Source organism: Micromonospora palythoicola (assembly GCF_036689795.1).
Taxonomy (GTDB): Bacteria; Actinomycetota; Actinomycetes; order Mycobacteriales; family Micromonosporaceae; genus Micromonospora; species Micromonospora palythoicola.
Window position 1 is genome coordinate 75,517 of sequence record NZ_JBAGKI010000004.1, and the last position, 14,399, is coordinate 89,915.

General features: G+C 71.9%; 3 protein-coding genes. All 3 read left to right on the forward strand.

What is annotated here, in order from left to right:
• Positions 1-37: 37 nt before the first annotated feature.
• The 3 genes from V5O40_RS02995 to V5O40_RS03005 are packed head-to-tail and all read left to right on the forward strand — an operon-like array spanning position 38 to position 14,379.
• Positions 38-4,702: a type I polyketide synthase gene (locus tag V5O40_RS02995; protein WP_332904019.1), complete on the forward strand. Its 4,665-nt coding sequence runs from the start codon at positions 38-40 to the stop codon at positions 4,700-4,702.
• A gap of 10 nt (positions 4,703-4,712) precedes the next feature.
• A complete protein-coding gene (locus tag V5O40_RS03000; RefSeq protein ID WP_332904020.1) occupies positions 4,713-11,258 on the forward strand; it encodes a type I polyketide synthase in 6,546 nt (2,181 codons plus the stop codon).
• A gap of 1 nt (position 11,259) precedes the next feature.
• The gene (locus V5O40_RS03005; protein ID WP_332904021.1) at positions 11,260-14,379 is read left to right on the forward strand and encodes a type I polyketide synthase; all 3,120 of its coding nucleotides are present in this window, start codon (positions 11,260-11,262) and stop codon (positions 14,377-14,379) included.
• The last annotated feature ends 20 nt before the right edge of the window (positions 14,380-14,399 follow it).

The window sequence follows — 14,399 nt, forward strand, 5'->3', positions numbered from 1 at the left end:
CCGTTCTCGTCCGTCCGTAAACGTTAGGGAGGGCCCGGTGGAGGATCTCGACAAGCTCCGGTCCTACTTGCGACGTGCCGTCAGTGACGCGCAGCAGCTGCGCGACCGGGTACGTCACCTGGAGGAGTCCGCCCGCGAGCCGATCGCGGTGGTGGGCGTGGGGTGTCGCTTCCCGGGCGGCGTCGCGTCTCCCGAGGACCTGTGGGACATCGTCTCCGGCGAGGTGGACGCCCTCAGCGACCTGCCGTCGGATCGCGGCTGGAACCTGGCGTCGCTGTCCGGCCCGGAACCCGACGCGGCCGGCACGACGTACCCGCGCGCCGGCGGCTTCCTGGCCGACCTCGCGGGGTTCGACGCGCCGTTCTTCGGGATCAGCCCGCGCGAGGCGCTGGCCATGGACCCGCAGCAACGGCTGATGCTGGAGATCTCCTGGGAGGCCCTGGAACGGGCGGGTATCGATCCGACCGGACTGCGCGACACCGACACCGGTGTGTTCACCGGCCTCTACCCCGTCGACTACGGCCCCCGCATGGGCAGCGGCGCCGCTGGCGAGGTCCAGGGCTACACGCTCACCGGGACGTACCCCAGCGTGGCGTCGGGCCGGGTGGCCTACGTGCTGGGCCTGACGGGTCCGGCGGTGTCGACCGACACCGCCTGCTCGTCGTCGCTGACCGCCATCCACCAGGCGGTGCGTTCCCTGCGCTCCGGGGAGTGCGCGCTCGCGCTGGCCGGCGGGGTGTCCACGATGCCGACGCCCGGCGTGCTCGTCGAGTTGGGCCGGCAGCGGGGTTTGTCGGCGGATGGGCGGTGTAAGGCGTTCGCGGATGCGGCGGATGGTACGGGTTTTTCGGAGGGTGCTGGGGTTTTGGTTTTGGAGCGGTTGTCGGATGCGCGGCGGAATGGTCGTCGGGTGTGGGCGGTGATTCGTGGTTCGGCGGTTAATCAGGATGGTGCGTCGAATGGTTTGACGGCGCCGAATGGGTTGGCGCAGCAGCGGGTGATTCGTGCGGCGTTGGTGGATGCGGGTTTGCGTGCTGGTGATGTGGATGTGGTGGAGGCGCATGGGACTGGTACGCGGTTGGGGGATCCGATTGAGGCGCAGGCGTTGTTGGCGACGTATGGGCAGGGTCGGGATTCTGGTGTGCCGGTGTGGTTGGGGTCGTTGAAGTCGAATATTGGTCATACGCAGGCTGCGGCGGGTGTGGCTGGTGTGATCAAGATGGTGATGGCGTTGCGGTGTGGGGTGTTGCCGCGGACGTTGCATGTGGATCGGCCGTCGTCGCATGTGGACTGGTCGGTTGGTGCGGTGGAGTTGTTGACGCGGGCGAGGCCGTGGGTTGGTGGTGCGGGTCGGGTGCGGCGGGCGGGTGTGTCGGCCTTCGGCGCCAGTGGGACGAATGCGCATGTGATTGTGGAGGAGGCGCCGGCTTTGGAGGGGCCGGTGGGGGTGGCCGGGGTGCCGGTTGTCGGTGGTGTGGTGCCGTGGGTGGTGTCGGGGCGTTCGGAGTCGGCGTTGCGGGCGCAGGCGGCCCGGTTGCGGGATTTTGTGGTGGGTGCGCCGGGTGTGGATGTGGCGGATGTGGCGCATTCGTTGTTGTCGACGCGGTCGTTGTTCGAGCATCGGGCGGTGGTCCTCGGTGACACCCGCGAGGAACTGCTCGCCGGCCTCACCGCGACAGCCGACGGAACCGACGGCCCGTCCGCACCGGCGACGCCGGGTGGCCGGACGGTGTTCGTCTTCCCCGGGCAGGGTTCGCAGTGGGTGGGCATGGGACGCGAGTTGTGCGCGTCCTCGCCGGCCTTCGCGCGCCGCATGCAGGAGTGCGCCGACGCGCTGTCGCCCCATGTGAGCTGGTCGCTGCTGGACGTCCTCGACGACGCCGAGGCACTGCACCGGGTGGACGTCATCCAGCCCGTGCTGTGGGCCGTCATGGTGTCGCTGGCCGAGGCGTGGCGCTCCTACGGCGTCGAACCGGCCGCCGTGATCGGCCACTCGCAGGGCGAGATCGCCGCCGCCTGTGTCGCCGGCGCCCTGACCCTGCCGGACGCGGCCAAGGTGGTCGCACTGCGGTCGAAGGCGATCCTGGCGCTGTCGGGTCGCGGCGGGATGGTGTCGGTCGGGCTGCCGGTCGACGCCGTGCGGGCCCGCCTGACCGAAGGGCTGTCGGTGGCGGCGGTCAACGGGCCGTCGTCGGTCGTGGTCTCCGGTGAGGTCGCCGCGCTCGACGCGCTCCTGGCCCGGTGCGACGCGGAGGGGGTGCGGGCCCGGCGGATCCCGGTGGACTACGCCTCGCACTCCGCCCAGGTGGACGACGTACGCGACGAGTTGGCCCGGGTGCTCGCGGGAATCACCCCGCGCCCGTCCGAGGTGCCGTTCTTCTCCACGGTCACCGCCGACTGGCTGGACACCACCCGGCTCGACGCCGGGTACTGGTACACCAACCTGCGGCACACCGTCCGCTTCGAGGAAGCCACCCGGTCCCTCGCCGACCAGGGCTTCACCTTCTTCATCGAGGCGTCCGCCCACCCGGTGCTGACCGTCGGCATCGCCCAGACGCTGGACAGCACGGACGTCACCGGCACGGTCGTGGGCACGCTGCGCCGCGACGAGGGCGGCCTCGATCGCCTGCTCCGGTCGGCGGCCGAGGCGTTCGTGGCGGGCCTGCCGGTGTCCTGGGACGCCGCGCTACCCGGCCGGGACGGTCGGTGGACGCCGTTGCCGACCTACCCGTGGCAACGACAGCGGTACTGGTTGAACACCCCGCACGACGGTGCCGCCGAGCCCGGGCCGGACCAGCGGACCGACCGGCTGTACCAGGTGGACTGGCTGCCCCGTGCCGTCGACACGGCCGAGCCGGTCGGGCGGCACGTGGTCCTGGAGCCGTCCGAGACCGCCCTCACCGGCCTCGACGACCCACCCCCGGTCGTCGTCGTCCCGGTCGCGGGTGCGCCCGAGGCGGGCCCCGACACACCGGCGACCGTCGAGGACCGCCTGCACCGGCTGCTCCGGTGGTTGCCGCGCTGGCTCGGCGACGACCGCTTCGCCGACACCCGGCTGGCCATCGTGACGCGCGACGCGATCCAGGACGAGCAGGTCGTCGCCCCGGATCTCGTCGCGACCGCGATCTGGGGATTCGTGCGGAGCGCGCAGACCGAGAACCCGGACCGGATCACGCTCGTCGACGTCGACGACCAACCCACGTCGTGGGAGCTCGTCCCGGCGGCCGTGGCGACCGGAGAGACCCAGATCAAGATCCGGGCCGGCGTGCCGAGCACCCCGCGGCTGGCCCACGCCGACGCCGACGGCGCCGCGCCGCACCACCCCGGCCGAGCGCCGTCGCGCCCGGACGACGCCACGCTCGGCGCCGGAACGGTGTTGATCACCGGCGGCACCAGCGGACTGGGCGCCATGCTGGCCCGTCACCTCGTACGGCGGCACGGCGTCCGTCGACTCCTGCTGACCAGTCGCCGCGGGCCGACGGCCCCGGCCGCGGCAGGTCTACGCCAGGCGCTGACCGAGGCGGGTGCCGAGGTCGAGGTGGTGGCCTGTGACATCACCGACCGGGCCGCGGTGGCCGAGCTGATCGCGGCGGTGCCGGCCGACCACCCACTGACTGCGGTGATCCACTGTGCGGGGGTCCTCGACGACGGGGTCGTGGTGACCCTGACCGATGACCAGATCGACACGGTGCTGGCGCCGAAGGTGCGCGGTGCGTGGCATCTGCACGAGCTGACCAGCCACCTGAACCTCTCCGCGTTCGTCCTGTTCTCGTCGATCGCGAGCGTGCTGGGCACCGCCGGGCAGGCGAACTACGCGGCGGCCAACGCCTTCCTCAACGGTCTGGCGGAGGTCCGCCGGGCGGCAGGACTGCCCGCCAGCTCCCTGTGCTGGGGCTTCTGGGCCGAGCGCAGCGAGATGGTCGCCGAACTCGGCGACGCGGACCTGGTTCGGCTGCGTCGGCAGGGTGTGCTGCCGTTGTCCTCGGACCAGGGCCTCGCGCTCTTCGACGCGGCACTCGACCACGACCGGGCGGTGCTGGTGCCCGCCCGCCTGGCGCAGCCGTCGCCGCACACACCCGACGCCGAACGGCTTGCCTCGCCGCTGCTGCGGGGTCTGCTCGCGGCGCCGGTCGAGGGCACCGACCCGGCAGCCGATGCCGCCGCGGAGCCGGCACTCGTGCGGCGCCTCCGCACGCTGCCCCCGGACGAGGCGGAGACGGTGCTGCTGGACGCCGTCCGTACCCAGACCGCGATGGTGCTCGGGCACTCCGACGTCAAGACGGCCGGTGCCACCACGGCCTTCAAGGAACTGGGCATCGACTCGCTGACCGCGTTGGAACTGCGGAACAAGCTGTCGGCGATCGTCGGCGGCAAACTGCCCGCCACGATGGTCTTCGACCATCCGAACCCGCGCGCGCTCACCAAGTTCCTGCTCACCCGGATCGCTCCGGACGCCGGCACCGACACCGGTTCCGTCGTCGATCGGCTGACCAGGGAGATCGAGGCGCTGGGCAACCAGCTCGACGACGTGTACCTCGGTCTCGGGCCCGAGGAGCAGGCGAGCATCGCCGCCCTGCTGGGTGAGTTGCGCGGCCGGGTGACGGCGAAGACGGGCGTTGGGGCACCGGTCGGCATCGTCGACCGGATCAGTTCGGCCTCGGCGGGAGAGCTGCTCTCGCTGCTGGACCACGAGCTCGGCTAGGGGAAGAGCGATGACCAACGACAACAATGCCGACGTCCTGGACTACCTCCGTCGGACGTCCATCGAGCTGATGGAGACGCGCAAGCGGTTGCGCGAGTTGACCGAGGCCGCCAGCGAGCCGATCGCGGTGGTCGGCCTGGCCTGCCGGTTCCCGGGCGGCGCGGTGACTCCGGAGGCGTTGTGGGACCTTGTCGAGTCGGGCGCGGACGTCATGTCCGACTTTCCCACCGACCGGAACTGGGACCTCGACGAGCTGTACGACCCGAACGCCGGCCGACCCGGCACCTGCTACACCCGCACCGGTGGCTTCCTGAGCGACGCCGGAGACTTCGACGCCGAGTTCTTCGGCATCAACCCGCGCGAGGCGCTGGCCGCCGACCCGCAGCAGCGGCTCCTGCTGGAGGTGTCGTGGGAGTCGCTGGAACGTGCCGGCATCGACCCGCACTCGTTGCGTGGCAGCCGAACCGGTGTGTTCGCCGGCCTGGCCTACTTCGGATACGGCAACCACTTCGTCACGCCCGAGGTCATCTCCGGGTACGCGCAGACCGGATCGCTGGCGAGCGTGGCGTCGGGCCGGGTGTCGTACGTGCTGGGCCTGGAGGGTCCGGCGGTGTCGACCGACACGGCCTGCTCCTCGTCGCTGGTCACGGTGCACCAGGCGGTGCGTTCGCTGCGCCAGGGCGAGTGCGACCTCGCCCTGGCCGGCGGCGTGACGGTCACCGCGACGCCGCAGGTGTTCCGGGAGTTCGCCCGGCAGCGGGGTTTGTCGGTGGATGGGCGGTGTAAGGCGTTCGCGGATGCGGCGGATGGTACGGGTTTTTCGGAGGGTGCTGGGGTTTTGGTTTTGGAGCGGTTGTCGGATGCGCGGCGGAATGGTCGTCGGGTGTGGGCGGTGATTCGTGGTTCGGCGGTTAATCAGGATGGTGCGTCGAATGGTTTGACGGCGCCGAATGGGTTGGCGCAGCAGCGGGTGATTCGTGCGGCGTTGGTGGATGCGGGTTTGCGTGCTGGTGATGTGGATGTGGTGGAGGCGCATGGGACTGGTACGCGGTTGGGGGATCCGATTGAGGCGCAGGCGTTGTTGGCGACGTATGGGCAGGGTCGGGATTCTGGTGTGCCGGTGTGGTTGGGGTCGTTGAAGTCGAATATTGGTCATACGCAGGCTGCGGCGGGTGTGGCTGGTGTGATCAAGATGGTGATGGCGTTGCGGTGTGGGGTGTTGCCGCGGACGTTGCATGTGGATCGGCCGTCGTCGCATGTGGACTGGTCGGTTGGTGCGGTGGAGTTGTTGACGCGGGCGAGGCCGTGGGTTGGTGGTGCGGGTCGGGTGCGGCGGGCGGGTGTGTCGGCCTTCGGCGCCAGTGGGACGAATGCGCATGTGATTGTGGAGGAGGCGCCGGCTTTGGAGGGGCCGGTGGGGGTGGCCGGGGTGCCGGTTGTCGGTGGTGTGGTGCCGTGGGTGGTGTCGGGGCGTTCGGAGTCGGCGTTGCGGGCGCAGGCGGCCCGGTTGCGGGATTTTGTGGTGGGTGCGCCGGGTGTGGATGTGGCGGATGTGGCGCATTCGTTGTTGTCGACGCGGTCGTTGTTCGAGCATCGGGCGGTGGTCCTCGGTGACACCCGCGAGGAACTGCTCGCCGGCCTCACCGCGACAGCCGACGGCGAGGAGGCGGCGGGAGTCGTGCGTGGCGTCGCCACGGAGATCGGCGGCGTCGCCCTCATGTTCCCCGGCCAGGGAGCGCGCTGGAGCGCAGTGGCGCGGCAGTGGTACGACGCCTTCCCCGACTTCGCGCGGAGCCTGGACGAGATCTGCGCGCGCTTCGACGCGCACCTCCCGTTCGCTCTCAAGCCCATCCTGCTCGCCGAGCAGCCCGCGGACCACAACCGGACGGACATCGCCCAGCCGGCCCTGTTCACCCTGCAGGTCAGCCTGTACCGGCTCGTCACCCGCTACGGTCCACGACCGAACTTCCTGATCGGTCACTCCGTCGGCGAGATCGCCGCCGCGCACGTCTCCGGGGCGCTCAACCTCGACGACGCCACCAGGCTGGTGGCCGCGCGGGGGCGGATCATGCAGACGGTCCGCGAACGCGGTGCCATGCTGGCGGTACGCGCGGACGAGGAGACCGTGGGCGAACTGCTCGACCGGTACGACCGCGTCGCCATCGCCGCGGTGAACGGCCCGGACTCGGTGGTGGCCTCGGGTACCCGTGACGACGTGCACGACCTGCGGGACCGGCTCCTCGCCCGCGGCGTGTCGGCGAAGCTGCTCGACGTCGACCACGCGTTCCACTCCCCGCTGATGGACCCGGTCCTGGCCGAGTTCGCCGCCGCGATCGGCGAGCTCGCGCCGGGCACGATGACGGTACCGATCGTGTCGACCCGGCTCGGCCGGGAAGCGACCCTGGCCGAGCTGACCTCCGTCGAACACTGGGTGAGCCACGTGCGCGAACCGGTCCGCTTCCACGCCGCCGTGGAGCAGGCCCGCGCCGCCGGCGTCGACGTGTTCTTCGAGGTGGGGCCGGGCTCGACGCTCGCGAGCATCACCACGGACGCCTTCGCCACCGCGAACGTCGACGACGCGCTGGTGGTGTCGTCGGCGCGCCGTGGTCGCGAGGCCGCGGCGGGACTGGCCGAGGCGTTGGCGCGGCTGCACGTGCGGGGCGGCGCCGTGGGCTGGGCCGACCTGCTCGGTACCCGCCAGTGGGTCGACCTGCCGACGTACGCGTTCCAGCGCCGACGTTACTGGCTGGACTTCCGGGCCGGCACGACGGCGGACGTGGCGACCGCCGGCCTGGCGGCAACGGACCATCCGCTGCTCGGTGCCGCCGTCGACCATCCCGACAGCGGCGAGGTGATGTTCAGCGACCGGTGGTCGGTGCGGACCCACCAGTGGCTGGTCGACCACACGGTGTACGGCCAGGTGGTCGTGCCGGCGACCGCGTACCTGGACCTGGCGTTGTGGGTGGGCGACCAGGTCGGCTGCGCGGCGGTCGAGGAGCTCTCCCTGGAAGTCCCGTTGATTCTCCCGGACGCCGGTGACGTGCGGGTGCGGCTGGTCGCCGGTGCACCGGACGAGGCCGGACGTCGCTGCCTGACCGTCTACTCGTGTTCCGGCGACGACCAGCCGGCAGCGGCGTGGACCCGCCACGCCATCGGCCGGCTGGCTCCGGTCACCGCGCCGCCGCCCGCCCGGACCGTCACGCAGTGGCCCCCGGCCGGCGCCCGACGGCTGGAGTTGGCGGATCTGTACGACTCCCTGGCGGACGCGGGATTCGACTACGGTCCGGCGTTCCGCGGATTGGCCGAGGTGTGGCGGGACGGCGACGACCTGTTCGCCGCCGCCACGCTGCCCGAGGCCGCGACGACCTCGTCCGGTGGCGGGTTCACGCTGCACCCGGCGCTGCTGGACACGGTGCTGCACGCCCTGGTGGCCGGCGGCGCCATCGAGGTACACGGCGAGCAGGGCTGGATGCCGTTCGCCTGGTCCGGCGTACGGCTGGTCGGTGACTGTGGACCGTCGGTCCGGGTCCGGCTGTCCCCGGTCGGCGAAGGTGCCTTCTCGGTGACGGTCGCCGACGAGCGTGGCCGTGCGGTCGCGCACGTCGACGCGTTGACGTTCCGGCGGGTCAGTGCGGAGCAGGTGCGCTCGGCCGCCGGCACTCCGGAGCAGTCGCTGTTCGAGCTGCGATGGCGGCAGGTCGAGCCGCCCGAACGGGGACCCCACCGCGGGCAGTGGGCGGTGCTGGGTGCCGAGGACGGCCTGGCGGCCCGTCTCGGGGACGCGGACGGCGACGTGACTCGGTACGAGTCCGTCGACGCGGCGATCGAGGCCGGTCCGCCGCGACACCTCGTTATCGGGGTGGACGACCTGCTCGTCGGCGGCGACCCGGTGGCCGAGGTGAGCCACGCGACCAACGGCGTCCTCACGCTGGTCCAGCGGTTCCTGACCGAGGAGCGGCTGGCCGCCACGACGCTCGTGGTGATCACCCGGTCGGCCGTGGACACCGGCGACGGGGTGGACGGCCTGCCCGGCGCGTCGGTGTGGGGCCTGATCCGGTCCGCCCAGACGGAGCACCCCGGACGGTTCCGGATCGTGGACGTCGACGACGAAGCAGCCGCACCCGCCTGCTTCCCGGCCGTGCTCGCCGCGGGCGACGAACAACTGGCCGTGCGTGGCGGCGCGTATCTCGTTCCCCGGATGGTTCCGGTCACGCCCGCGGAGCACCAACTCGAACCGCCACCGGACGACGCCCACCGGCTGGGAATGTCGAGCGCCGGCACCCTGGAGAACCTGACCTGGATCCCGGGCCCGCAGGCGCAGGCCCCCCTGGCGAGTGGACAGGTGCGGGTCGCGGTGCAGGCCGCCGGCCTCAACTTCCGGGACGTCACCATCGCCCTCGGGCTGGTGGAGCGAACCGCCTTCGACGCCGGGCTCGGCAGTGAGGGCGCCGGCGTCGTGCTCGAGGTGGCCGACGACGTGACCGGGCTCGCGCCGGGCGACCGGGTGCTGGGCATCTTCCCCGGCGCGTTCGCGCCAGTGGCCGTGGCGGACCACCGCCTGGTCACCGCGATCCCCGACGGGTGGAGCTTCGCCGAGGCGGCGTCGATGCCGAGCGCCTTCCTGACCGCCTACCACGCCCTGTTCCAGGTGACCAGGCTCACGGCCGGACAGCGCATCCTGATCCACGCCGGTGCCGGCGGCGTGGGTATGGCCGCCGTCCAGTTGGCCAGGTACGTCGGGGCCGAGGTCTACGCCACCGCCAGCCCCGGCAAGTGGCCCGCGCTGCGGGCCCTGGGAATCGACGACGAACACCTGGCCTCGTCGCGTGACCTGGAGTTCGCGACGAAGTTCTCGGCCACCACGGATGGTCGCGGGCTCGACGTCGTGCTGAACTCCCTCGCACACGACTTCGTGGACGCCTCCCTGCGGCTGCTGCCCCGGGGCGGCACCTTCATCGAGATGGGCAAGACGGACATCCGGGACCCTGGCCGGGTGGCGGCCGAGCATCCGGGCGTCGACTACACGGCCTTCGACCTCTACGAGGCGGGTCCGGACGCGCTCCGGGACATGTTCGAGAAGGTCATGGAGCTGTTCGCCGACGGGCGGGTGCGACTGAACCCGGTCTCGGTGCGCGACGTCCGGGACGCCCGCCGGACGTTCCGGGAGATGAGCCAGGGCCGCCACGTCGGCAAGCTGGTCCTCGACCTGGGCGGGGGCCTGGGTGGCGGCACCGTGCTGGTCACCGGTGGCACCGGGGGAGTGGGCTCGCTCGTGGCCCGGCATCTCGTCGCCGAGCACGGCGTCCGTAGTCTGCTGCTGGCGAGCCGTGGCGGCCCCGCGTCCCCCGGGGTGCCGGAGCTGGTCGCGGACCTGGAAGGCGCCGGTGCCGCGGTCCGGGTCGTGGCCTGCGACGTGGCCGACCGGCAGGCCGTGGCGGAGCTGCTGGCCGCCGTGCCCGGCCGGTACCCGCTGACGGCGATCGTGCACGCGGCGGGTGTGCTGGCGGACGGCACCATCGAGTCGCTCAATCGGGAGAGCCTCGACCGGGTGCTCCGGGCCAAGGTCGGCGGTGCGGTGAACCTGCACGAGCTGACCAGGGATCGCCCCCTGTCGGCGTTCATCCAGTTCTCCGCGCTCGCCGGCACGCTGGGTACCGCGGGACAGGCCAACTACGCCGCGGCGAACGCGTTCCTGGACGGGCTGGCGTCACGGCGCCGAGCCGGCGGCCTCGTCGCCACCTCGCTGTGCTGGGGGTGGTGGGAGCAGAGCAGCGGCATGACCGAGGACCTGGGCCAGGCCGACCTGTCCCGGCTGCGGCGACTGGGCGTCGGTCCGTTGCCCACGTCCCAGGCGCTGGCCCTCTTCGACGCGGCGTGTGCGCTGGACACACCGGTGCTGATCCCGGCGCGACTGGACTCCGCGGCGCTGCGCGGCAGGCCCGCCGACGAACTGCCGGCGGTGCTGCGCGAACTCGCCGACAGTGGCCGATCGGTACGCTCCGGCTCCCGCCGGGCCCCCGACGGCGGCTCCCGTGGGTTGCGCGACCGGCTGGCGACGCTGAACGGCGACGAGGCGCAGGCGGCCGTACGGGAGTGGGTCTGCGAACAGGTCGCGGTCGTGCTCGGCTATCCGGCCGGTGCGGCGGTCGACGCCGAGCAGCCGTTCACCGTGCTCGGGTTCGACTCGCTGACCTCGGTGGAGCTGTGCAACCGCCTGGCCTCCGCGACCGGGCTGCGCCTGCCCTCCACGCTCGTCTTCAGCTATCCGACGCCGGACGAGTTGGGGCGGCACCTCAACGACCTGCTGCGTCCGGAGCCGCAGTCCGACCCGGCCGAGGACGCGGTCGAGGCCGGTGACGAGGCGATCCGTGAGGCGCTGCGCACGGTCTCCATCGACCGGCTGCGTGACCTGGGCATTCTCGAACAGATTCTGGCCTGTGCCCAACCGGTGCAACTGGACGGTTCGGTTCCGGCGGCCGGTGCCGAGCCGGACGAGTTGGCGGAGCTGGACCTGGAGGCGCTGCTGGACCTGGCTCTCGACGGGAGGAACAACTGACATGAGCGACGCCATTGACGGTCCGGCCGTGAGCGCGGGCGGCGACCGGGTGCAACAGGCCCTGCGCGCCCTGCTGGCCGAACGTGACCGGCTCCGCCAGGAGAACGACGCATTGAAGGCCGGCCGGGGTGAGCCGATCGCGGTGGTGGCGATGGCCTGTCGCTACCCGGGCGGGGTCTCCTCACCGGAGGAACTGTGGGAGGTGATCCGCGCCGGCCGGGACGTCGTGTCGGACTTCCCCACCGATCGGGGCTGGCGCGACGTCTACCACCCCGACCCCGACACCACGGGAAGCTCGTACGTGCGGCAGGGCGGGTTCCTCACCGACATGGCCGGGTTCGACGCCGACTTCTTCGGCATCTCCCCGCGCGAGGCGCTGGCCGTCGATCCGCAGCAACGGCTGCTGCTGGAGACCTCGTGGGAGGCGTTCGAGCGGGCCGGCATCGTGCCCGCCGAGGTGCGTGGTGCCGAGGTCGGCGTGTTCACCGGGGTGAGCTCGTCGGAGTACGGGACCCGACTCCTGGACGGCCCCAGCGAACTGGAGGGTTACCTGCTGCAGGGCAGCACCCTGAGCGTCGCCTCCGGCCGGGTGGCGTACGAGCTGGGGCTGACCGGGCCGGCGGTGTCGATCGACACGGCGTGTTCCTCGTCGCTGGTGGCCCTGCACCTGGCGGCGCAGTCGCTGCGGGCGGGGGAGTGCTCGCTCGCGCTGGCCGGCGGGGCGTTGGTGATGTCGACGCCCTCCATCTTCGTGGAGTTCTCCCGACAGCGCGGGCTGGCGCCCGACGGCCGGTGCAAGTCCTTCGCGGACGGCGCCGACGGGACGGGTTGGGCCGAGGGGGTGGGCGTGCTGCTGCTGGAGCGACTGTCGGACGCCCGCCGCAACGGCCATCCGGTGCTGGCCGTGCTGCGCGGATCCGCGGTGAACCAGGACGGCGCCAGCAACGGGCTGACCGCCCCCAACGGCCGGGCCCAGGAGGAGGTCATCCGGCGGGCGTTGGTCAACGCCGGCGTGTCGGCGTCCGAGGTGGACCTGGTCGAGGCGCACGGCACCGGGACGGTGCTGGGCGACCCGATCGAGGCCGGGGCCCTGCTCGCGACCTACGGCCGGGACCGGGCGGCGGGCCGTCCGGTCTGGCTGGGCTCCCTGAAGTCCAACATCGGCCACGCCCAGGCCGCGGCCGGCGTCGCCGGGGTGATCAAGGCGGTGCTGGCGATGCGACACCGGTACCTGCCGAAGACACTGCACGTGGGCGCACCCTCCGGGCACGTGGACTGGTCCTCCGGTGCCGTCCAGCTCCTGGTCGAGGGGCGCGAGTGGGAAGCGGCGGACGGTCCGCGGCGGGCCGCGGTGTCGTCGTTCGGGGTCAGCGGCACCAACGCCCACGTCATTCTGGAGGAGCCGGCGGCGGCCGAGGCGGACGACCACCGCCCGCGCTCCGCCGTGCCCGGTGGGCTGGTGCCGTGGGTGGTGTCGGGCAAGAGCGCCGCCGCCGTGGCGCAGCAGGCCGCCAGGTTGCACGACTTCGTCGCCGCTGATCCCGCCGTCGACGTCGCCGACGTCGCCTCCTCGTTGATCTCGCACCGCACCCGGTTCCCGCACCGGGCGGTCGTGCTTGGCCACGATCGGGACGAGCTGCTGCAGGGACTGACGGCGGTACGCGACGGCGCGGACTCGCCCTCGGTGGTGCGCGGGGTCGCCGGCAACCTGGGCGGGGCCGTCTTCCTGTTCCCCGGGCAGGGCTCGCAGTGGGTCGGCATGGGCCGGCAGTTGTACGACTCCTTCCCGGCTTTCGCCACCAGGTTCGACGAGTGCGCCGCGGCGCTGGCCGAGTGGGTCGACTGGTCCCTGCTGGATGTCATGCGGGGGGTGCCCGGTGCGCCGACGCTGGACGGGGTCGACGTGGTGCAACCGGTGCTGTTCTCGGTGATGGTGTCCATGGCCGCGTTGTGGCAGTCATGGGGGGTCGTGCCGGCCGCGGTGATCGGGCACAGCCAGGGTGAGATCGCCGCGGCCCATGTCTGCGGCGCCCTGTCCCTGCGGGACGCCACCCGGATCGTGGCGCTGCGTAGCCAGGCACTCGTGGATCTGATCGGGCACGGTGGCATGGGTTCGGTGGTGGCCGGCGTCGATGTCGTGGCGCAGCGCCTGGCGCCGTGGCAGGGCCGGGTGAGCATCGCCGTCGTCAACGGACCCCGCTCGGTGGTGGTGTCCGGCGAGCCGGCGGCGCTCGACGAGTTCATCGACGCGATGAAGGCCGAAGACATCCAGGCGCGCAGGATTTCCGTCGACTACGCGTCGCATTCCCATCAGGTGGCCCGGGTACGCGACAAGGTGATCGGTGCGCTGGACGGCGTGGCACCGGTCACCGCCCCGGTGCCCCTCTATTCGACGCTGCACGGCACGCGCCTGGACACCGCCGAACTCGACCGGGACTACTGGTACGACAATCTGCGCGAAAGGGTGCTGTTCGATTCCGCCGTGCGACGCTCGACCGAGGACGGATTCCGGCTATTCATCGAGATGAGTCCGCATCCGGTGCTGACCGTTCCGGTGCAGGAGATCGTCGAGGACCTCGACGACGCGTTGGTGCTGTCGTCGACCCGCCGCGATCGGGAGGAGGTGGCGGCGTTGCTCGGTTCGCTCGCCCACCTGCACGCCCGTGGCGGGACGGTGGACTGGAACGCGCTGATCGCGTCGAGCCGGCGGGTGGACCTGCCGACCTACGCCTTCCAGCGGCAACGCTACTGGGTGGACTCCGTACGCCGCGAGGCCGCGCCGGAGTTGCCGTCCCCGGTGCCACCGACGGTCGACGAGCCGCAGGCGCCCCTGTCCGACCAGATCTCCGCCCTGCCGGCGGAGGACGCGACGGCACTCGTCCTGGCGCACGTCCTCGACAAGGTCGCCGTCGTGCTGGGCCGCAGCTGCGGCACGAGCATCAACCCGGACCAGCAGTTCAAGGAGATCGGGTTCGACTCACTGCTCTCCATGGAGCTGAGTAAGCGCCTGACCACCTCCACGGGTGTCAAACTCCGGGCGAACCTGGTGCTGCGCCATCCGTCACCACGAATGGTCGCCGGGCACATCGTGTCCACCCTTGCGGGCAGCGACCAGCAGTAAGGCGAAAAGGGGCTTTCCGG